Annotated in this window: 23 protein-coding genes; 10 read left to right on the top strand and 13 right to left on the bottom strand. The window is 66.9% G+C overall.

Features of this window, described 5'->3' with window-relative positions:
* Positions 1-237: 237 nt before the first annotated feature.
* The 3 genes from xth to sphst_RS09075 are packed head-to-tail and all read left to right on the top strand — an operon-like array spanning position 238 to position 2,581.
* Complete coding sequence (gene xth, locus sphst_RS09085) at positions 238-1,020, top strand: exodeoxyribonuclease III (protein WP_107045437.1); 783 nt, start codon at positions 238-240, stop codon at positions 1,018-1,020.
* Positions 1,017-2,072 carry a GTP cyclohydrolase II gene (gene ribA / locus sphst_RS09080; protein ID WP_107045436.1) on the top strand — a complete coding sequence of 352 codons (1,056 nt, stop codon included), beginning with the start codon at positions 1,017-1,019 and terminating at the stop codon, positions 2,070-2,072. The genes xth and ribA overlap by 4 nt, the downstream gene beginning before the upstream one ends.
* Complete coding sequence (locus sphst_RS09075) at positions 2,069-2,581, top strand: YdcF family protein (RefSeq protein ID WP_051916637.1); 513 nt, start codon at positions 2,069-2,071, stop codon at positions 2,579-2,581. The genes ribA and sphst_RS09075 overlap by 4 nt, the downstream gene beginning before the upstream one ends.
* On the opposite strand, the gene sphst_RS09070 is transcribed toward sphst_RS09075, so the two are convergent.
* Together sphst_RS09070 and sphst_RS09065 are read right to left on the bottom strand one after the other, a co-directional pair.
* The gene (locus sphst_RS09070; RefSeq protein WP_031396167.1) at positions 2,578-3,261 is read right to left on the bottom strand and encodes an HAD family hydrolase; all 684 of its coding nucleotides are present in this window, start codon (positions 3,259-3,261) and stop codon (positions 2,578-2,580) included. The two genes, sphst_RS09075 and sphst_RS09070, sit on opposite strands and share 4 nt — an antisense overlap.
* A complete protein-coding gene (locus sphst_RS09065; protein ID WP_234387527.1) occupies positions 3,258-3,956 on the bottom strand; it encodes a YggS family pyridoxal phosphate-dependent enzyme in 699 nt (232 codons plus the stop codon). The genes sphst_RS09070 and sphst_RS09065 overlap by 4 nt, the downstream gene beginning before the upstream one ends.
* Before the next feature lie 22 nt (positions 3,957-3,978).
* Here sphst_RS09065 and sphst_RS09060 point away from each other — a divergent pair, with 22 nt between their 5' ends.
* On the top strand, positions 3,979-4,491 hold the full coding sequence (locus sphst_RS09060) for a thiamine phosphate synthase (RefSeq protein WP_107045435.1): 513 nt from the start codon (positions 3,979-3,981) through the stop codon (positions 4,489-4,491).
* A gap of 43 nt (positions 4,492-4,534) precedes the next feature.
* Here the strand turns inward: sphst_RS09060 and sphst_RS09055 are convergent, their stop codons facing one another.
* Positions 4,535-5,245, bottom strand: coding sequence for a hypothetical protein (locus sphst_RS09055; protein ID WP_234387526.1), 711 nt, complete (start codon positions 5,243-5,245; stop codon positions 4,535-4,537).
* A gap of 247 nt (positions 5,246-5,492) precedes the next feature.
* Between sphst_RS09055 and sphst_RS09050 the strand changes: the two genes are divergently transcribed.
* Genes sphst_RS09050 through holA form a run of 4 tightly spaced genes read left to right on the top strand, consistent with a single transcriptional unit; the run spans position 5,493 to position 9,979 of the window.
* Complete coding sequence (locus sphst_RS09050) at positions 5,493-5,924, top strand: DUF3576 domain-containing protein (RefSeq protein ID WP_031396163.1); 432 nt, start codon at positions 5,493-5,495, stop codon at positions 5,922-5,924.
* 10 nt (positions 5,925-5,934) lie between these two features.
* Positions 5,935-8,448 (top strand): leucine--tRNA ligase, encoded by a 2,514-nt coding sequence (gene leuS / locus sphst_RS09045; protein ID WP_031396162.1) that lies wholly within the window; start codon positions 5,935-5,937, stop codon positions 8,446-8,448.
* Entirely contained in the window at positions 8,445-8,963 is a 519-nt protein-coding gene (gene lptE / locus sphst_RS09040) for an LPS assembly lipoprotein LptE (protein WP_031396161.1), read from the top strand. The genes leuS and lptE overlap by 4 nt, the downstream gene beginning before the upstream one ends.
* Positions 8,960-9,979, top strand: coding sequence for a DNA polymerase III subunit delta (gene holA / locus sphst_RS09035; RefSeq protein WP_031396160.1), 1,020 nt, complete (start codon positions 8,960-8,962; stop codon positions 9,977-9,979). Before lptE ends, holA begins: the two co-directional genes overlap by 4 nt.
* Positions 9,980-10,048: 69 nt before the next feature.
* Here the strand turns inward: holA and sphst_RS09030 are convergent, their stop codons facing one another.
* Genes sphst_RS09030 through sphst_RS09005 form a run of 6 tightly spaced genes read right to left on the bottom strand, consistent with a single transcriptional unit; the run spans position 10,049 to position 15,818 of the window.
* Entirely contained in the window at positions 10,049-10,960 is a 912-nt protein-coding gene (locus sphst_RS09030; protein ID WP_031396159.1) for a ParB/RepB/Spo0J family partition protein, read from the bottom strand.
* A gap of 10 nt (positions 10,961-10,970) precedes the next feature.
* On the bottom strand, positions 10,971-11,753 hold the full coding sequence (locus tag sphst_RS09025; RefSeq protein WP_031396158.1) for a ParA family protein: 783 nt from the start codon (positions 11,751-11,753) through the stop codon (positions 10,971-10,973).
* The gene (locus sphst_RS09020) at positions 11,750-12,370 is read right to left on the bottom strand and encodes a 16S rRNA (guanine(527)-N(7))-methyltransferase RsmG (RefSeq protein WP_031396157.1); all 621 of its coding nucleotides are present in this window, start codon (positions 12,368-12,370) and stop codon (positions 11,750-11,752) included. Before sphst_RS09020 ends, sphst_RS09025 begins: the two co-directional genes overlap by 4 nt.
* Positions 12,367-14,202, bottom strand: a complete 1,836-nt coding sequence (mnmG, locus tag sphst_RS09015; RefSeq protein ID WP_107045434.1) for a tRNA uridine-5-carboxymethylaminomethyl(34) synthesis enzyme MnmG — start codon at positions 14,200-14,202, stop codon at positions 12,367-12,369. The genes sphst_RS09020 and mnmG overlap by 4 nt, the downstream gene beginning before the upstream one ends.
* A gap of 54 nt (positions 14,203-14,256) precedes the next feature.
* Positions 14,257-15,537, bottom strand: a complete 1,281-nt coding sequence (gene mnmE / locus sphst_RS09010; protein ID WP_107045433.1) for a tRNA uridine-5-carboxymethylaminomethyl(34) synthesis GTPase MnmE — start codon at positions 15,535-15,537, stop codon at positions 14,257-14,259.
* 8 nt (positions 15,538-15,545) lie between these two features.
* Positions 15,546-15,818: a DUF6489 family protein gene (locus sphst_RS09005; protein WP_031395111.1), complete on the bottom strand. Its 273-nt coding sequence runs from the start codon at positions 15,816-15,818 to the stop codon at positions 15,546-15,548.
* A 56-nt stretch (positions 15,819-15,874) separates the two neighbouring features.
* Between sphst_RS09005 and sphst_RS09000 the strand changes: the two genes are divergently transcribed.
* Positions 15,875-16,348 carry a methylated-DNA--[protein]-cysteine S-methyltransferase gene (locus tag sphst_RS09000; protein WP_031395110.1) on the top strand — a complete coding sequence of 158 codons (474 nt, stop codon included), beginning with the start codon at positions 15,875-15,877 and terminating at the stop codon, positions 16,346-16,348.
* Positions 16,345-17,046 carry a dienelactone hydrolase family protein gene (locus tag sphst_RS08995; protein WP_031395109.1) on the top strand — a complete coding sequence of 234 codons (702 nt, stop codon included), beginning with the start codon at positions 16,345-16,347 and terminating at the stop codon, positions 17,044-17,046. The genes sphst_RS09000 and sphst_RS08995 overlap by 4 nt, the downstream gene beginning before the upstream one ends.
* A 237-nt stretch (positions 17,047-17,283) precedes the next feature.
* On the opposite strand, the gene sphst_RS08990 is transcribed toward sphst_RS08995, so the two are convergent.
* The 4 genes from sphst_RS08990 to sphst_RS08975 all read right to left on the bottom strand — a co-directional run.
* Positions 17,284-18,003, bottom strand: coding sequence for a TerC family protein (locus sphst_RS08990; RefSeq protein ID WP_031395108.1), 720 nt, complete (start codon positions 18,001-18,003; stop codon positions 17,284-17,286).
* A 237-nt stretch (positions 18,004-18,240) separates the two neighbouring features.
* The gene (gene rho / locus sphst_RS08985; RefSeq protein ID WP_031395107.1) at positions 18,241-19,497 is read right to left on the bottom strand and encodes a transcription termination factor Rho; all 1,257 of its coding nucleotides are present in this window, start codon (positions 19,495-19,497) and stop codon (positions 18,241-18,243) included.
* 294 nt (positions 19,498-19,791) lie between these two features.
* On the bottom strand, positions 19,792-20,253 hold the full coding sequence (locus sphst_RS08980; RefSeq protein WP_031395106.1) for a CopD family protein: 462 nt from the start codon (positions 20,251-20,253) through the stop codon (positions 19,792-19,794).
* Positions 20,250-20,691 (bottom strand): uroporphyrinogen decarboxylase family protein (locus sphst_RS08975; RefSeq protein WP_325049463.1); only part of this gene is annotated, 442 nt, incomplete at its 5' end. The genes sphst_RS08975 and sphst_RS08980, both read right to left, overlap by 4 nt.

The following is a 20,691-nucleotide window of genomic DNA, read 5'->3' as shown; positions in this document are numbered from 1 at the left end:
CGGCATTGTCGTTTCATTCATCCCGGCGACAGGTTCCTGGCGCTAGGGGCTGAGTCGCGGATGTGGGGCATTCGGGATTTTTCCCCCTGTTGCCCGGATGGTGTCCCCATTGTCTGCCTGCGTGACGAACGCTGAGTCGGCCCTCGCTCCACGCCCCCGGAGCGGGGGTCTTTTCGTTGATCGGCACGCCGCCGCGCGATCCTTGTCGCCACCCCCACGCGGCGCTACATCGCACGCGTGAAAATCGTCTCCTGGAACATCAACTCGGTCCGCTTCCGGATCGCAATCGTCGAGCAGTTTCTGAAGGAAGCCGCGCCCGACATCCTGTGCCTCCAGGAAACCAAGGTCGTCGACGACGACTTCCCCTTCGAGACGTTCCGCGCGCTCGGCTATGAGCATATCGTGCTCCACGGCCAGCGGATGCATCACGGCGTCGCGATCCTGAGCAAGGTGCCGATCGTCGCCGACGACCGGTTCGACTGGCAGGCGAACAGCGAAGCCCGCCACGTCGGCGTACGCCTGGAAAACGGCGTGAGGCTGGAGAATGTGTACATTCCCGCTGGCGGCGACGTCCCCGACCGCGACGCCAATCCGAAATTCGGCCAGAAGCTCGACTTTCTCGAGCGGATGACGCGCTGGTCGGAAACGCTCAGCGGCCCGACGATCCTGGTCGGCGATTTCAACATCGCGCCGCTCGAGTCGGACGTCTGGAGCCACAAGCAGCTGCTCGACGTCGTCAGTCATACGCCGGTCGAGGTCGAGGCGCTGGCCCGGCTTCAGGCGGCGGGAAACTGGGTCGATCTCGGCCGCCGCTTCCATCCCGCCCCTGCGCGGCTGTTCACTTGGTGGAGCTACCGCGCGAAGGACTGGGCGACGTCCGATCGCGGGCGGCGGCTCGATCACATGTGGGCGACGGGCGCGGCCGCGGACGCCGCCGTCGCGCATTACGTATTCGAGCCGTGCCGCAGCTGGCTCAAGCCTTCCGACCATATCCCGATCCTGACCGAGTTCGCCTTTTGAGCGATCGCCCCAATCCGCGCGCCGCGGCCCGCGCGGTCGATGCCCTGCGCCGCGGCTGGCCGATCGCGATCGACGGACTGACGTTGCTCGCGGTCGAGACGGCGGACGCGGATCGACTCGCGACATTCGATCCGCCGGCGACCGGCGGGGTGCTGATCTCGTCGGGACGGGCGGTGACGCTGAAGCTCGCCAACCAGCTCGAGGCGGCCGACCCGACCGCCCCCGTCCTCGTCGATCGCGCACCCTGGATCGACTTTCCCGCCGCGACCGCGCTTGCCGACCCGCAGTTCGACCTCGCGACGCCGCTCAAGGGTCCTTTCCGCACCCTGCCCGTCCCGCATCCCGACGCCGCCGCGGCGGCGTTGCGGCTCGCACGGATCGCCGGGCTGTTGCCCGCCTTCTTCCTGGGCAGCGGTGCGCCCGAGGCGACCGCGACCGCCGCCGATATCGACGCGCATGAGGATGCGACCCGGCTCGTCATCGCGACCCGCGCACGCTTGCCGGTCGAGGGCGCGGAGGATGCCGAGATCGTCGCCTTCCGTTCGCCGGAAAGCGCCGACGAACACATCGCCCTCCTGATCGGGCAGCCGAATGGCGATGCCCCGCTCGTCCGGCTGCACAGCGAATGCCTGACCGGTGACGTGCTCGGCAGCCTCAAATGCGACTGCGGGCCGCAGCTCCACGCCGCAATCCACGCGATCCAGCACAGCGGCTGGGGCATATTGCTCTATCTGCGTCAGGAGGGGCGCGGCATCGGCCTGGTCAACAAGCTGCGCGCCTATGCGCTGCAGGATCAGGGGTTCGACACGGTCGACGCCAATACCCGGCTGGGCTTTGCGATCGATGCACGCGATTTCGGTGTTGCCGCGCGGATGCTGAGCCTGCTCGGCCAGAACCAGGTCCGGTTGCTCACCAACAATCCGGCAAAGGTCGCCGGACTCGAAGCGACTGGTGTGACGGTGGCGGAGCGCGTTCCCCATGCGCTGCCCGCGAATCCGCACAATGCCCGCTATCTTGCGACCAAGCGCGACCGCACCGGGCATCAGCTTTGATCGATATACCTCCCTCGCGGCGGCTGATCGTCGTGTTCGGCGCCGCGGTGCGTGCGGACGGCAGCCCGAGCCCGACGCTCGAGCGACGGATCGCGTTCGCGGCAGCGGCGGCGGCACGCTATACCGAGGCGGACCTGTTCTGTTCGGGGGCGATCGGCCGTCATGGTCCGTCGGAGGCGTCGGTGATGGCCGACCGGCTGGCGGAAACGGTCGATCGGTCGCGGATCCATCTCGACGAAGCCAGTCTCGATACACTGCAGAGCGTGGTCGCGGCGACCCGGTTCGCCCGCGCGGGGCAGTATGCCCAGTGCATGATCTGCACCGACGGCTATCACCAGCCCCGCATCCGCATGCTGTTCGCGATGCTGGGCATGCCCGCCAGCGCGATCCACGTCCCGCATGGCGGCAGCCGCCGCTACCAGATCAAGATGCGCGCACGCGAGGCTGCGGCGATCCCCTATGACCTGGTGGCGGGCGTCGGCGCGATCCTGCGCAGGCGGCGGGCCTAGGCCCCCTCTCGCAGGACGCGCGCCACCGCGTCGAAATCGTCGGCCAGCGCATCGACGCCGATCGCCTTCAGCCGCGCGCCGTGGTCCGGCCCGCAATGCGACCCCGCGGACAGTCCGATGACATAGCCGCCCGACGCCACCGCGCCGGTCGCGCCGACCGGGGAATCCTCGAGGATCGCGGTCCGGCCGATGTCGACGCCGAGCCGTTCGGCACCGTAGAGATAGAGATCAGGCGCAGGCTTGCCGTTCGTGACATGCTCGCGGCCACTATAGAGATGATCGCCGAACGCGTCGCGCAGGCCGATATGGTCGAGGTGCCGCGCGATCCAGCGGGTCGGGCTCGACGAGACGATCGCCTTGGACAGATCGGCCGGCAAGGCTCGCACGAAGGCGACCGCACCTGCGATCGCTTCGATACCGGCGGCCATCACGCGGTCATCCTCCGCCTTGCGCGCCGCGTAGAACGCCTCGGGCAGCGGCCGATCGATCCAGCGCTCGATCGCGTCGACGAATTGCGGCCCGGCAAGCCCCATGAAGTTCGCCATCGACTCCTCCGGGGTGATCGGATGCCCCGCAGCTGTCAGCCATTCGGCGATATGCCGGTTGCCGAGCGCCTCGCTGTCGATCAGCACCCCGTCGAAATCGAACAGCAGCGCATCGAACCGGACCGCGCCGGTCATGCGCGATGCCCCCGCGCGCCGAACAGCGCGCTGCCGATCCGGACATGCGTCGCGCCGATCGTTACCGCGGTCTCGAAGTCGTCGGACATACCCATGCTCAGCCCCGACACTCCGCAATCGCGCGCAAGCTTTGCCAGCAGCGCGAAATAGGGCGCAGGCTCGACGTCGGCGGGAGGCAGGCACATCAGCCCCGCAACCGGGAGGTCGGCCGCGCGGGCCGCGTCGAGCAGCGCGGGCAAGTCGGCGATCGCACAGCCGCCCTTTTGCGGCTCATCACCGATATTCACCTGGAGATAGCAGTCGGGGCGCCGCCCGCTCTCGCGCATCGCCTTGCCGAGCGCCGTGACCAGCGACGGACGATCGACGACATGGATGCAGTCGAACAACGCGACGGCATCCGCCGCCTTGTTCGACTGCAACTGCCCGATCAGGTGCAGGACGACGTCGGGGTATCGCGCCTTGAGCGATGGCCATTTGTCCGCCGCTTCTTGGACGCGATTCTCGCCGAATATCCGCTGACCCTGTTCGAGCAGGGGTTCGATCGCCGCCGCCGGATGCGTCTTCGACACCGCGATCAAGGCGATGTCCTCGGGCTTGCGACCGGCGATCTCGGCGGCCTTGGCGATCCGCGCGCGGATCTCGGCCAGGCGCTGCGCGCGGTCGGTTTCGTCGGTCATGCCGTTCGTGTCTGTCATGCGGGGCGCTATAGGCAGCAAGATGCCGCACCGAAACCCCGTCCCGCGCCTCTGGCTGATGACCGACGAGCGGATGGGCGATGCGCTATGGCGTGCGTTGCAGCGTATTCCGCCTGGATCGGGGGTCGTGATCCGCCATTACCAGACGCCCCCGGCGCAGCGTCGGGCGCTGGCGCTGCGCATCCGCCGCATCGCGCAGGCGCGACGGCTGGTGGTGGTCGCGCGACCCGGATTTGCCGGGATCGATGGCGTGCATGGCGCCGGCCGCGGTGGGAGCCTGCGAACCTGGCCCGCGCATGATCGGCGCGAGGCGATGCTCGGCGCGCGAGCCGGTGCCGACGCGCTGTTCGTGTCGCCGATCTATCCGACGCGGTCGCATCCGGGGGCGCCAGCGATCGGTCCCGCGGCTGCTCTGCGGGTTGCACGCGGACTCGGACTGCCGATCATCGCACTAGGCGGCATGACGGCCGCACGGTGGCGGCGACTCAGGATGCTGGGCTTTCACGGCTGGGCCGCGATCGATGCGTGGACGTGATGGGGGCGGTTCACGGCTTATCGCCGGTCAGGCTGCGCCCGGATCAGAAGCGGAAGGCGGTCCCGAGATAGACGGCCTGGCTGTCGCGACGATCGTCCTCGAGCCGAACGAACCGCTCACGATCCGACCGATAGCGGACGCCGGCGGTCACATCGATGTTCCGCGTGAGCGAATAGGATCCGCCGAGATCGACCGAATAGCTCGGCGCATCCTCGACGAGACGCGGCGTATTGGCGAGCGGACGATCCGCCGCAGCCTTGACGCTGCCCGTGAACCGCTTGCCCGCATAGCTGACCGCCACATCGGCGGAGCTCCGGCTGCCCGGCATCCCGGCCAGATCCACGCGTGCCAGATCGCCCGACACCGCAAACCGCTTCCAGCCGACCGACATGCCCAGATTATACGCGATCGGCGCCAATCCGACGGTCGGCGCGGTGCTGGTCGCGAGACGCGTGGTATCGATACCACGGTTGGTCTGCGCGCGGACGGCGACGGTGACGGCACGATTGTCGCGACGCGTTTCGGCCGGGGTGAAGCGGAAGCTGCCGGCATCGAAGCCGCCGCGCGCGAACAGCGCCGCAAGCCGGGGGTCCGCCGCCGATGGGGTGAAGCCGCCCGTGCCGCGCACCGACAGCGCCGGGCGCTTGGCGATGCGGACCTGCTGTTCGGAGGCGCCGAACGCGGGCGCGACGAAGACCGCAGCGGCAGCAGCCACTCCGGCGAACATCCCGACCATCACGCGCTTGGCGACCAAAACAACAACTCCCTGCGAATCTTTTATAGACGAATCTTGTTACGATTCCTTCGCTGAACGGCAGCTAACACAGATCGATCCCCGTCAGCTATCCGCACCTAATGATTATCCAAAGGTGTTGCATCAGACACACAGAACAGGTCGAACGCCTCGGTTGCCGGACGAATTGCAGACGCCCACCCCATCCTTGCGGGTAGCAGGCCCGCCCTGTAGAGGCTGACGACGATCTATTGCCAGGATGATGCCGATGTTCCGCCCGCGTACCGCCCTCGTGGTTCTCGCCGCTCTGCCGCTGGTTGCGTGCGGCGGCGGCAGCGCCCGTCCCAAGGCCGATCTGGCCGCGTCGAAGATCACGACGATCGGCGTCAACAGCTATCTCTGGCGCGCGACGCTCGACACGCTGAGCTTCATGCCGCTGCTCCAGACCGACTCCAATGGCGGCGTCATCGTCACCGACTGGTACGTCAACCCGCAGACCCCGGCCGAGCGGATGAAGGTAACGGTATCGATCCTCGACCAGGACCTGCGCGCCGATGCCGTCCGCGTCGCGGCGCTGCGCGAGATCAACCGCAACGGCCAGTGGGTGTCCGCACCCGTCCAGGCGGCGACCACGCAGAAGCTCGAGGACATCATCCTGACCAAGGCCCGCGACCTGCGTCGCGCCTCGATCGCGGGCTGAGGCCGACATCATGGCGTCGCGTTTCAATGCGTTGAAGGCGGACGCGGCGTGGCAGAAGGTCTGGGACGAACGCAACACGTTCGCCGCCGACGATTCTTCGACCAAGCCGCGCTCGTACGTGCTCGAGATGTTCCCCTATCCGTCGGGACGGATCCACATGGGGCATGTCCGCAACTATACGATGGGGGACGTGCTCGCGCGCTTCCGTCGGATGAAGGGCATGGAAGTGCTCCATCCGATGGGCTGGGACGCGTTCGGCATGCCCGCCGAGAACGCGGCGATGGAAAAGGGCGTGCATCCGGGCAATTGGACGCGCGCCAACATCGCGACGATGAAGGCGCAGCTGAAGCGCCTCGGCTTCGCGCTCGACTGGACGCGCGAACTGGCGACGTGCGAGCCTGACTATTACGGGCATGAGCAGGCGCTGTTCCTCGACCTGTTCGCAGCGGGGCTCGTCTACCGCAAGGAATCGGCGGTCAACTGGGATCCGGTCGACATGACCGTGCTCGCCAACGAGCAGGTGATCGACGGGCGCGGCTGGCGCTCGGGCGCGCTGGTCGAGCGGCGCAAGCTGTCGCAGTGGTTCTTGAAGATCACCGATTTCGCCGACGAACTGGTCGACGGTCTCGGCGCGCTCGAGCATTGGCCCGACAAGGTCAAGCTGATGCAGGAGAACTGGATCGGCCGCAGCCAGGGCCTGCAGTTCAAGTTCGCGCTGGCGGGCAATGCGACCGGCATCGACTCGGTTGAGGTGTTCACGACTCGTCCCGACACGATGTTCGGGTCGAGCTTCGTCGCGGTCGCCGCGGATCATCCGATCGCGCGCGCGATCGCCGAGACGAGCCCCGATGCGGCTGCGTTCATCGAACTCTGCAAGCGTGGCGGCACCACCGCGGCCGAACTCGACACGCAGGAGAAGCTGGGCTTCGACACCGGTATCCGCGCGACGCATCCGCTCGACAACAGCTGGGAGCTCCCGGTCTACATCGCGAACTTCGTGCTGATGGAATATGGTACGGGCGCGGTGTTCGGCGTGCCCGCGCACGACCAGCGCGATCTCGATTTCGCGCGCAAATACGATCTGCCCGTCAAGCGCGTCGTCTCCGAAGGCGATGACGAGGCCCCCGTATTCGTCGGCGACACCGCCTGGACGGGCGCCGGCAATCTCGTGAACTCGCACTTCCTCGACGGCATGGACATCGAGGACGCCAAGCGCACCGTGATCGAGCGCGCCGAGGGCGAAGGCTGGGGCAAGGGCACGACCGTGTTCCGCCTGCGCGACTGGGGCGTCAGCCGCCAGCGTTACTGGGGCACGCCGATCCCGATCATCCACTGCGACGCGTGCGGTGCGGTGCCGGTGCCCAAGGACCAGCTGCCGATCGTACTGCCCGAGGACGTCAGCTTCGACATCCCCGGCAACCCGCTCGATCGTCATCCGACGTGGAAGAACGTCCCCTGCCCCAGCTGCGGCGGGAATGCGCGACGCGAGACCGACACACTCGACACGTTTGTCGATTCATCGTGGTATTTCATCCGCTTCGCCAGCCAGCCGGATGCGAAACCGTTCGACCGGACGGGCGCGGAGAAGTGGCTGCCGGTCAACCAGTATATCGGCGGCGTCGAGCATGCGATCCTGCATCTGCTCTACGCCCGCTTCTGGACGCGCGCGTTGAAGCATATCGGCATGCTCGACATCGCCGAGCCGTTTGCCGGGCTGTTCACGCAGGGCATGGTCACGCACGAGACGTACAAGTCCGCGGACGGCCGCTGGCTCGGCCCCGACGACGTGCGCGACGGCATCGAGATCGCGACGGGTGACGCGATCACCGTCGGTCGTGTCGAGAAGATGTCGAAGTCGAAGAAGAACACCGTCGATCCCGAGCCGATCGTCGACCAGTATGGCGCCGATGCGGTGCGCTGGTTCGTGCTCTCCGACTCGCCGCCCGAGCGCGACCTTCCCTGGAGTGAATCGGGTATCGAAGGCGCGTGGCGGTTCGTCCAGCGTCTCTGGCGCCTGATCGAGGCCGACGGTGCCGCCAAGGCCGAGGGTGACGACATCGCGTTGCGCAAGCTCTGCCACCGGACGACAGTGGGTATCGAGAGCGATATCAATGGCTTGCAGTTCAACAAGGCGGTCGCGCGGCTCTATTCGCTGTGCAGCGCAATCGAGAAGGCATCGCCGTCCGCCGATCGCGAACAGGCGATCCGTACGTTGCTGCTGCTCGTCAGCCCGATGGTGCCGCACGTTGCCGAGGAAGCCTGGGCGACCGCCGGTAACGATGGCCTGATCGCCGACGCCGCGTGGCCCGAAGTCGATCCGGCGCTGCTGGTCGATGACGAGGTCACCATCGCGGTGCAGGTCAACGGCAAGCTGCGTGATACGCTCGTCTTCCCCAAGGGCGCGCCGAAGGACGAGGTCGAGGCGGCCGCGCTGGCTTCCGACAAGATCGTCCGCCTGCTGGAGGGCAAGCCGCCCCGGAAAGTGATCGTCGTGCCCGACCGCCTCGTGAACATCGTCGCATGACGCGGTACGCGCTTCTTGCCGGAGCCCTGCTGCTCTCGACCAGCCTAGCGGGTTGCGGGCTGCATCCGCTCTATTCGGGCGGCAGCAGCGGCGCGGTTGCCGGCACGCTCGGCCAGGTCGAGATCACGCCGATCGAGGGCAAGTCCGGTTGGCTGATGGCAACCGCACTACGCGACCGCTTGCCGTCGAACGGCGCGGCGCCGCTGTATCGGATCGACATCCGGCTCGAGGACCAGATCAACGGCCTCGGCGTCCGTCGCGACGACAGTGTCTCGCGCGAACGCCGAATCCTGCGTGCGCGCTATCAGCTCGTCCGGATCGGCGACGGCACCGTCCTGCTCGACGCGACGGCGGGATCCGATGCGGGCATCGATGTCGTCCGGTCCGAATATGCCACGATCGCAGCCGAGAATACCGCGCTGGAACGTCTCTCGGGGATCGTCGCGGATCAGATCGTCGCGCGGATCGCGCTCTATGCGCAGCGGACCCCGCCGGCCCCCACGCCGGCCCCGTGAAGGCCAGCGCCAACCAGATCCGCGCCGCATTGGCCAGGCCCGGCCCCGATATCCGTCTCTATCTTCTCCACGGCCCTGACGAGGCCGGCGCAAGCGACCTCGCCCGCACGCTCGCCAAGGCGATGGAACCCGATGCCGAGCGCGTCGATCTGGATGGCGCACAGCTCAGATCGGATCCCTCGCGGCTCGCTGACGAGGCGGCCGCCCTGTCGCTCTTCGCCACCGCGCGTCACGTCCGCGTCGCGTCGGCTGGCGAGGAGAGCCTCGATGCGTTCACCACGCTGTTGAACGCTGATCGCGCGGGCAACCCGGTCGTCGCGATCGCGCCCAACGTCAAGACGAGTGCGAAGATCGTCAAGCTCGCGCTCGAATCGCCGCGTGCGATGGCGTTCGCCTGCTACGCACCGACCGCCGCCGATGCAGAGCGGCTCGCCAGCACGATGGCGGGCGAGCAGGGCCTGCGCCCTGCCCCCGGCGTCGCACGCCGTTTGGTCGAGACCACCGGTGGCGACCGTGCGATCATCGCGCGCGAGATCGACAAGCTCGCGCTGTATCTCGACGCAAGCGCCGAACGACCGCATGATCTCGACCACGCTGCGCTCGATGCGATCGGCGCAGACCTCGGCGAGGCGGAGATGGGTCAGGCGATCGACGCGGCGATCGAGGGGCGTGTCGCCGATCTCGGGACCGAACTCGCGCGGCTGGAAGAAGCCGGAACCTCGCCGATCCCGTGGCTGCGGCAGCTCGTCCGCAGACTGATCGCGCTGGCCGAGATGCGCGGCGAGATCGATCGCGGCGAAGCGGTCGATACGGTGATGAAGCGCCACCGCGTCTTCTTCCGCGACGAGGCACAGACCGCCAAGTCGCTCCGCCGCTGGTCGCCGGTGATGCTTGCTACGGCCATCGCCCGAGTCCGCGCCGCCGAACGCGCGATCATGGCCCCGGGCAATCCCGGCGGGGTCGTCGCGGATGCCGCCATCGTTGCCCTCGCCCAGGCAATCGCACGCAGAAACTAAGCCCGCTGAATTCTCCCCGTCAGGCGAACGTACCGGACGGGAGTACGCGCAACGCTTCCCCCCAGACGTTCAGATCGCCCCGCCCGTCAGCCGCTGGCACACCATGTCGAGCTGATCGAGCGTCGAATAACTCAGCGTCAGCGTGCCGCCGGTCTCACTATGCGCAACGCGCACCTGAAGCCCCAGCAGATCGGCCAGTTGCCGCTCGAGCGCCGCAATATCCGCATCCGGGATTCGCGCCTCGTTCGCTGCGGCCGCGGCACCCCCGCCCGACCGCGTCCGGCCCGGCTTGGCATCGCGCGCCAGCTTTTCGGTCTCGCGCACCGATAGGCCGCGGGCGATCACTTGGTCCGCCAGTGTCTCGACATCGGGCGAACCGAGCAGCGCGCGCGCATGGCCCATCGACAGCGATCCTTCGACCACCTGCGACTGAACCTGCGCAGGCAGTTCGAGCAGCCGCAACAAATTGGCGACATGGCTCCGCGACTTATGGACGATCTTGGCCAGCACCTCCTGTGTATGGCCATATTCGCCCGCCAGCCGCTGATAGGCCTGTGCCTCCTCGATCGCGTTGAGATCCTCGCGCTGGATGTTCTCGATCAGCGCAATTTCGAGCGTCTCGGCGTCGTCGAAGTCGCGGACGACCACCGGGACCTCGTGCAAACGCGCCCTTTGCGCCGCGCGCCAACGGCGCTCGCCCGCGACGATCTGGTAATCATGGCCGTGCGGCCGGACGATGATCGGCTGGATCAAGCCGCGTGCGGCGATCGAGGCGGCAAGTTCGCTCAGCATCGCTTCGTCGAAATGTCGGCGGGGCTGGTCCGGATGCGGCGACAGCGAACTGACCGGCAGCATGCGCACGCCGCTATTGGTCGGCGCATCACCGCTCGCGCTGACCGGCGCCTCGCGGGCCATCTCGCCCAGCAGCGCGTTCAGCCCGCGGCCGAGCCCCGGCCGGCCGCGCTTGGTACCTTCACTCATGCCAATACCCTCACGCGGCTGCTCGTGCAGATACCGGAAGCCGGCCGATCATCTCGCGGGCAAGCGCGATATACGCCTGCGATCCGCTGCAGCGATGGTCGTAGATCAGCGCCGGAAGTCCGTGACTGGGCGCTTCCGACAGCCGTACGTTGCGCGGGATAACCGTTTCGAACACGACCTTGCCCAGCACCGCGCGGACATCCGCCGAGACCTGATCGGTTAGCCGGTTGCGGCGGTCATACATTGTCAGCGCGACGCCGAGGATCGACAGGCCGGGGTTGAACCGCTGACGGATACGCTCGACCGTGCTGAGCAACTGCGACAGGCCCTCGAGCGCGAAGAATTCGCACTGGAGCGGCACGAGCAGCGCATCCGCTGCGACCATCGCATTGATCGTCAGCAGCCCGAGCGAAGGCGGACAATCGATCAGCGCGATATCCCAATGCCCGGTCGAGTCCTGCATCGCACGATCGAGCCGATGCGTCCGCGCATCGAATTCGACGAGCTCGATCTCTGCTCCCGACAGATCAACCGTCGCGGGGATCACGTCGAGCCGGGGCACGCGGCTATGCACCACGGCTTGGTCGATCGTCGCTTCGCCGATGAGGACGTCATAGCTCGATTTGACGCGTTGCGCATGGCCGATGCCAAGGCCGGTCGAGGCGTTGCCCTGCGGGTCGATATCGACCAGCAGCACCCGCATTCCCGTCGCCGCCAATGCGGTCGCGAGATTGATGGCACTGGTGGTCTTGCCCACCCCACCCTTCTGATTGGCGACCGCGATGGTGATCATCGCGCGCGGACTCGATCCAGAACCACGATAGACGACTCCGGGTTCGTGACGCTTTGTTCCACGTGGAACATAAAGTGCCAAGGCTTCTGAAGCGCGGTGATCTCTGCCTCATCGAGACGCCCCCGAGGCAATAGCCACCGCGTCTCTGTTGTGGCGCAGTGCGCCGCGCCACGCAAAAGGTTTTCGAGCGAGGCGACCGCGCGCGCCGAAATGATCCGTGCTGCTGCGGTGACGGACTCGACCTTGGTCGGATGGACCCTGACCTGCTCGCCAAGCCCCAGCCTGGCGACGCAGAGCTGGAGAAAGTCCGCGCGACGCCGGCGTGGTTCGACGAGATCGACCGGCCCGTCGCGCACCAGCGCAACGACCATGCCGGGAAATCCACCCCCGGTCCCGATGTCCAGCCAGCGCATCGCGTGCGTCTCCGGACCTGCGAGCGCGACAAGCTGAAGCGAGTCGACGACATGCCGGTCCCAGATCGTCGGGATCGTCGACGGTGCGATCAGATTCTGATGCGCGGCCTCCTCGACGACCATCGCGACGAACGCCGCAACCCGCTCGGTCGCGACGGGGCCAAACCGCTCGAGGACCCAGGTCCGTGCTTCGTCTTCGGTCATGCCGGTACTCGTTTCGTATGGAGAAGCACCGCAGACAGCGCCGCAGGCGTGATGCCCCGGATCCGTGCCGCGGCGGCCAGGGACAGCGGTCGTGCCGCACTCAATCGATCGATCATCTCGTTCGACAGACCCGGAACCCGATCATAGGCGAGATCCTGGGGTAACAGGATCGCCTCGTCCGCGCGCAACCGCGCGACCTCCTGCGCCTGCCGTTCGATATAAGGGGCGTAGCGCGCATCCTCGACGACCTCGTCGACCACTGCCGCCGGGATTCCGATCGCCGCATCGGGCGCGACATGCGCAAGCTTCACGCCCTCGAAGCGCAACCAGTCGAACGCCGTCCGGCGCGCGCCGTCGCGGCCGACCGCAACACCCTGATCCGCGATCTCCGTCGCGGTCCGTTCGCCGTGCAGTGCGGATCGGAATCGCACCCGGTCTTCGCCACGCGCGCGCTGATGCGCGAGCCGCGCGGTGCAGAGGCATCCCGCCGCCTCCGCAATCCCGCCCAGCCGTGTCTCGGCATTGTCCGCGCGGAGCGACAGCCGGAACTCGGCACGCGCGGTCAGCATCCGGTACGGCTCGGTAACGCCCTGCAGGACAAGGTCGTCGATCATCACGCCAAGATAGCTCGATGCGCGATCGAGGATCACCGGTGCCAGATCACAGGCATGCGCCGCGGCGTTCAGGCCAGCGACCAGCCCCTGCCCCGCTGCCTCTTCATAGCCCGTGGTCCCGTTAAGCTGGCCGGCACAGAACACGCCGTCGATCGCGGGAAGCGCCAATCGCGGATCGAGCGCGCGCGGATCGATATAATCATATTCGACGGCATAGCCCGGCATCGTCATCACGACACGCTCGAGCCCGGGAATGCTCGCGAGCATCGCTGCCTGAACCTCGACTGGCAAGGACGTCGACAGACCATTGGGATAGATCGTTGCGTCGTCGAGCCCCTCGGGTTCAAGGAACAGCTGATGGCCGTCGCGGTCGCCGAAGCGGGAAACCTTGTCCTCGATCGATGGACAATAGCGCGGCCCCGCCGCTTCGATCGCGCCGGTGAACAGCGGCGATCGGTGGAACGCGGCGCGGATGATCGCATGCGTCTCGTCCGTCGTCCGCGTGATCGCACAGGCGATCTGCGGCAGGATACGGGCGGTCGTCATCGGCGACATCGTCCATGGCTCGGGATCGGAGGGCTGCTCGGCAAGCGCCCCCCAGTTGATCGTCCGACCGTCGAGCCGTGGTGGAGTTCCCGTCTTCAGCCGCGCCATGGGCAGCGCGCGCGCGCGGAGCTGGTCCGCCAGCGGCTTCGCCGCGCGCTCGCCGATCCGGCCCCCTTCCTCACGGTCATCGCCGCGGAAGATCCGCCCGCCCAGAAACGTTCCGGTCGCCAGGACCACCGCACGGGCCGCGACCACGGCGCCGTCGGCGAGCACGACACCCGCGACGCGATCACCGTCCAGATGCAGCGCGCTGACATCGCCAGCGATGATCGACAAGTTTGGCGTCGCCGCCAGCTGTGTCTGGATCGCCGCCGCATAGAGCCTGCGGTCCGCCTGGATCCTCGGCCCTTGGACCGCGGACCCCTTGCTGCGATTGAGCATCCGGTGATGGATCGCTGCGGCATCAGCAGCACGACCGATCAGCCCGTCAAAGGCATCGACCTCGCGGACCATATGGCCCTTGCCCAGCCCGCCTATTGCCGGGTTGCATGACATCGCGCCGATCTGCCGCGCGTCGAACGACACCAGCGCGGTACGCGCGCCCCTCCGCGCTGCCGCGGCTGCGGCCTCGGTCCCGGCATGGCCACCGCCAACCACCACTACATCGAACATGCCATTGCCGTAGAGCGGCGCGACGATGGCGTCAAAGTTGTTCCACGTGGAACATCACTTGCCGATGCAGAACCGGCCGAAGAGTGCGTCGAGCATCTCGCCGGTCGCGTCGAGACCCAACACCGCGGCGAGCCCGCTGCGGGCTTCGCGAAGATGCTCCGCAACGATCAAAGGGTCCGTTCCCGCCGCACGCAGTGTCGCCGCAGCCCGCTTGCAGCGAAGGCGCTGATCCGCCTTGAGCGCCAGATCGTCAGTACGCGGAAGCAGAGCGGTCGCGCGATCATGGACGACAGCCCAGAGTCGATCGAGCGAAGCCTGGTCGCTTTGCGAGAGGGCAATCACCCGACCGGGCGGGACGCCCCCGTCCCGCCCCGGCAGATCGGCTCGCGCGTGAACCCAGATCGCATCTTCGCGTGGCGGCGCCGTGTCAGCCAGCCACAGCAGCAGGTCCGCCGTCGCCATCGCGGTCTCCGCCCGGGCAACGCCGATTGCCTCGATCGGATCGAGCGTATCAACCAGACCCGCGGTATCGGTCAGGACATAGGCGACCCCGTTGCGCAGGACCGGGACATCGATGCGGTCACGCGTCGTCCCCGAGATCGGCGATACGATCGCGGCATCGCGCTCCCCCATCAGATTGAGCAACGTCGATTTGCCGCTGTTGGGGGGGCCGCCGATCACGACGCGAAGGCCGTCTTTCAGTCGCTCGACCGGGGGGCTCGCCACCACCGTCTCGATCTCAGCCGCAAGCGCTGCGATGTCAGCGCACACCGCGTCGAAGGCCGCCGCATCGCTGGTTACGTCATCCTCGTCGGCAAAGTCGAGCATCGCCTCGATCCGTGCGGACAGCATCGCGACCGCGTCCATCCAGCCGCGTACAGCCTGGCTCACCCGCCCCTCGGTCGCGGTGATCGCGGCAACACGCTGCGCCTCGGTTTCGGCCTCGAGCAGATCCGCGAGCCCTTCGGCCTGTGTCAGGTCGATCCTCCCGTTGCCAAGCGCGCGACGGGTGAATTCGCCCGGCTCGGCCAGTCGTAACCCGGTCATAGCCGCGAGCGTGCGTTCGACCGCAGCGATGACCGCCCGCCCCCCGTGGCAGTGGAGCTCGACCAGATCCTCGCCCGTCGCAGTGGTCGGGCCCGGAAAGACGATCACCAATGCGCGATCGAGCATCGTCCCGCTCGCATCACGCAGACCACGCAAACTGGCATGCCGCGCGGTGGGGAGCGGCCCGGCGAGCGCGACCGCTGCCGCAAACGCCTCGGGCCCCGATATCCGCACCACCGCGATCGCCGCGGGCGGGCGTCCGCTCGACACCGCAAAGATCGTGGTCATCGCGCTACTCAACCGCCCGTCTTCCCCATCGTGCCAGTCTTGCCGGTCTGCGTCGCGCCGTCGAACATCCGTTTCCAGAACGCCATCCCCGCCTCGCCCATCGGCTGCCACCCGCGCATCATCGTCTCGATCATCTCGGGCTGCATCGCCCCGTCGCCTAGCCCGGGCATCGCCTCGATCATCATCGCGACATAGCGGTCATGGATCGGCGTCAGGTCGGGCAGCCCCACCGCGCGGCGGGCCTCTTCGGGCGTGCATTCGATTTCGATGTTCATCTTCATGGACGGCCCTTTCGGTGGCGCTTGAGCCGCACGGCGGGGCACGGCATAGCGTGGCAATGTATGCGCGGGATGCCGCCTCGATCGCAACGCCTATCGGGCTGATCCGCGTGACCGGCAGCACCGACCGGATCGACGCGATCGCGATCGACCGGGGCGGCATCGTCGAAGGGACGACCAGCCCGGCGATCCGCGAAGCGCTCCGCCAGTTCGACGCGTATTTTGCAGGCCGTCTCACCGTCTTCGACCTTCCGCTCGCGCCATCGCTGACGCCCCGCGGCGACGCGCTGCGCCAGGCGATCGTTGCGGTCCCTTACGGCCGGACCGCCAGCTATGGCGATCTCGCGCAGGCGATCGGGTCGAGCCCGCGTGCGATCGGCCAGGCCTGTGCGCGCAATCCGTTTCCGATCGTCGTCCCCTGCCACCGAATTCTCGGAGCCGGGGGCGGGCTTGGTGCGTATTCCGCAGGCCAAGGCCCGATCACAAAATCCCGGCTGCTCGATCTCGAACGGCCGCAAGGAGGATTGCTATGACCAACACCACCACCATACCGACGCTCGCGGGCGACGGCAGCTTCACCGCCTATCGCGCGGTCCCCGCCGGCACGCCCAAGGCCGCAATCGTCGTGATTCAGGAAATCTTCGGGGTGAATGCCGGCATCCGCCGCAAGTGCGACACGCTCGCCGAGGCCGGCTATCTCGCAATCGCCCCGGACCTGTTCTGGCGGCTGGAGCCGGGGATTGAGCTCGACCCGGACGTGAAGCCCGAATTCGAGCGTGCACTCGAACTCATGGGCCAGTTCGACCAGGACAAGGGTATCGCCGATATCGAGGCAACGATCCGCGCCGCGCGCAGCGAACTCGGTGACGGCGCAAAGGTCGGCGCGGTCGGCTATTGCCTCGGTGGCCGCCTTGCCTTCATGACCGCGGCGCGCACCGACATCGATGCGAGCGTCGGCTATTACGGCGTCGGGATCGATGGCCTGCTCGGCGAGAAGCACGCGATCGCAAACCCAGTGCTGCTCCACGTCCCCGAGGAGGATCACTTCGTCGACAAGGACGCGCAGGCGGCGATGCACGCCGGGCTCGACGATCATCCCAAGGTCACGATCTACGATTATGCGGGCGAGGATCACGGCTTCGCGACCGAGTTCGGCGAGCGCCGGTCGGATGCGTCGGCCAAGCTGGCGGACGAACGCACCGCGGCCTTATTTGCCGAGCATCTTGGCTGAGGGCTAAGAGGCACCCCTCCCCCCTCGTCATTCCCGCGCAGGCGGGAATCCATACTGGCTGGCGTCGCTTACGAGATCACCGAAGGTGCAGGATATGGATCCCCGCCTCCGCGGGGATGACGGTGGGGGTCGTGTCTGAACGCGCTATAAGCGGCATGACGAACGACCAAGCGCCAAAAAAAAGGCCTCGCCGGACGATCCCGGCGAGGCCTTTTCCTTATCCGGACGCTGCCCCGATCAGCCGAGCAGCGAGACGATCCCGAGCGTTTCGCCGGTACCGGTCCAGCCCTCGTAGATCATCTTCACCGCGACCACGAGGATCACCGCCAGGCCGATATAGGCGATCCAGCGATAGCGGTTGATGATCCGCGCGATGAAGTTCGCCGCCAGCCCCATCATCGCGACCGACAGCAACAGGCCGATCACGAGGATCCCCGGATGCTCGCGCGCCGCGCCCGCGACCGCGAGCACGTTGTCGAGGCTCATCGACACGTCGGCGACCGCGACCGCCCAGGCGGCGCTGGCAAAGCCCTTGGACGACTTGATCCCCGAGCGTTCGTCGCCCTCGATTTCCTCGGAGCCGGCATTCTGTGCACCCTCGCGGATTTCACGCCAGAACTTCCAGCTGACCCACAGCAGCAGCAGGCCGCCCGCGAAGATCAGCCCGACGATCCCCATCAGCCACGTCACGATCAGCGCGAAGAAGATGCGCAGGACGAGCGCCGCACCGATGCCGATCAGGATGACCTTCTTGCGCTGGTCGGCGGGAAGCCCCGCGGCGAGCGCGCCGACGACGATCGCATTGTCGCCGGCAAGGACGAGGTCGATCATCAGGACCGATCCGAACGCGGCCAGCGCCTTCGGGTCGCCGAGATTGGAGAAGTCGGCGACGATGTGCTGCCAGATTTCCAGCGGTGAACCGGGTCCGGTTACTCCCGATGCGGCGGTGGCCAGCATGGCGATGATACTCAAGATGTCAGCTCCCGGTGACGGGCCACCACCGACGTGCGGAGATGGCGGATTTCAATGGGTTTCATAGCAAAGCGGCACACGAAAGCCATTGCTCTCGCGTGCCGCATTTTGGGTCGGTGTACTTGGCCGGACATGGGCGAAGCCCATGTCGTCGGTCGGGGCGCTGCCCCGCCGGCCGGATCGATGCGAGTCCCGCTGCAGCGTGCAGCGGGCCGCATTCGATCACTGATTCATGCTGTCGAAGAAATTCTCGTTGGTCTTCGAATCCTTCATCTTGTCGAGCAGGAACTCCATCGCGTCGATCGTGCCCATCTGCATCAGGATGCGACGCAGCACCCACATCTTGGAGAGCTTGGCCTTGTCGACCAGCAGCTCTTCCTTGCGGGTACCCGACTTGCCGACGTCGAGCGCCGGGAAGATGCGCTTGTCCGCGACCTTGCGGTCGAGCACGATTTCCGAGTTGCCGGTGCCCTTGAACTCCTCGAAGATCACCTCGTCCATGCGGCTGCCCGTGTCGATCAGCGCGGTGGCGATGATCGAGAGCGAGCCGCCCTCCTCGATGTTGCGTGCCGCACCGAAGAAGCGCTTCGGACGCTGCAGTGCGTTCGCATCGACACCACCGGTCAGGACCTTGCCCGATGACGGCACGACGGTGTTGTAGGCACGACCCAGACGCGTGATCGAATCGAGCAGGATCACCACGTCCTTCTTGTGCTCGACCAGGCGCTTGGCCTTTTCGATCACCATCTCGGCGACCTGCACGTGGCGCTGCGCGGGTTCGTCGAACGTCGAGCTTACGACCTCGCCCTTCACGCTGCGCTGCATGTCGGTGACTTCCTCGGGACGCTCGTCGATCAGCAGGACGATCAGGAACACCTCGGGGTGATTGTCGGTGATCGCCTTGGCCATGTTCTGCAACATGACCGTCTTGCCGACGCGCGGCGGGGCGACGATCAGCGTGCGCTGGCCCTTGCCCTGCGGCGACACGATGTCGATCACCCGCGCTGACTTGTCCTTGACGGTCGGGTCGGCGGGATCGAGCGTCAGCTTGCTCTCGGGGTAGAGCGGCGTGAGATTGTCGAAATTGACGCGGTGGCGAACGACGTCGGGATCGTCGAAATTGACCGCGGTCAGCTTCACCAGCGAGAAATAGCGTTCGCCATCCTTCGGCCCGCGAATCTCGCCCTCGACCGTGTCACCGGTGCGCAGGCCGAACTTCCGCACCTGGTTCGGCGAGATGTAGATGTCGTCGGGCCCGGCAAGATAGTTGGACTCGGGCGAGCGCAGGAAGCCGAAGCCGTCGGGCAGCACTTCGATCGTGCCGAGCCCCATGATCTGGTCGCCATTGTCCGCCTGCACCTTCAGGATCGCGAACAACAGGTCCTGCTTGCGCAGCGTCGAGGCGCTCTCGACCCCCAGTTCCTCGGCCAGCTGGACCAGCTCGGCGGGCTTCTTCTTCTTCAGGTCTTTGAGATGCATGGGGATTTCCGGATAGCGATCAACGGGAACAGGTTCGGTCTGCGGGTGCGCTGGAAAGCGGAACTGGGCGAGCCGAACAGGCAGGACCACACGACCGGGCAGGACGCCAGGAGGCCGTGTTGGGAATCGAGGTAGAATTGGGGGGGCGGTTAGTCAAGCGGCACCGCGCCCCCACTCGGTTGTCATTCCCGCGTAGGCGGGAACCCATATTGGCGAACCTGGCGGCACTATCGCCGACGTTAGAGGCACTGGGTCCCCGTCTTCGCGGGGATGACGAGAGTTGGTGCGACGCGCTTAGAACGGCTTGACGATCACCAGCACGACGATGAGCGTTACCGCCAGCGCGGGAATCTCGTTGAGCATCCGCAACTGCTTGCCCGTCAGCGTCGGCTTCCCCGCCGCGAGCTTCTTCGCATAGCCGACCGTCCAGCCATGGTAGCCCGTCAGCAGGAACACCAGCAGCAGCTTGAGATGCAGCCACCCAAGCCCCGGCGCGCCGTCCGCCAGCCCGAGGTTTAGTGCCAGCGCGAGTCCCAGCACCCAGACGACGATCATTGCCGGGGTCAGGATGATCTTGCGGATCTTGCCCTCGCGCTCGATCCAGCTCGCCGCCTCCGCTGCATTGCTCGCGGCCAGCGCTTCCTGATGATAGACGAGATAGCGCGGCAGCATGAACAGCCCCGCCATCCAGAAGATCACGAAGATCAGGTGTGCGGCCTTTACCCAGTCATAGGCCGCCCCGAGAAAACCGCTCATGTCGTGCTCCTGACGCGGGCGATCAGTTGCTCGACATGCGCGATCGGCGTGTCGGGCAGGATACCATGCCCCAGATTGAAGACGTGCGGACGATCGCCGAATGCCCCGAGGATCCGGTCGATCGCGGCATCGAGATCCGCACCGCCCGCGATCAGCGCGAGCGGATCGAGATTGCCCTGCACCGGCAGGTCGGCGGGCAGCGACGCATGCGCCCAGACCGGATCGACCGTTTCGTCGAGCCCGATCGCATCGGCACCCGTCTCGCGCGCATAAGCGGGGAGCTTGCCCCCTGCCCCCTTCGGAAAGCCGATCACCGGCACGCCGGGGCAGCGCGCATGGAGTTCGTCGATGATCCGCGCGGTCGGCGCGATCACCCAGCGTTCAAACTGCGCGGGCGACAGCGATCCCGACCAGCTGTCGAACAACTGGACCGCATCG

The organism is Sphingomonas sp. STIS6.2 (assembly GCF_000732685.2).
Lineage (GTDB): Bacteria > Pseudomonadota > Alphaproteobacteria > Sphingomonadales > Sphingomonadaceae > Sphingomonas > Sphingomonas aerolata.
The sequence above is the reverse complement of the archived record's forward strand: the minus strand, read 5'-3'. Positions and strand labels throughout refer to the sequence as shown.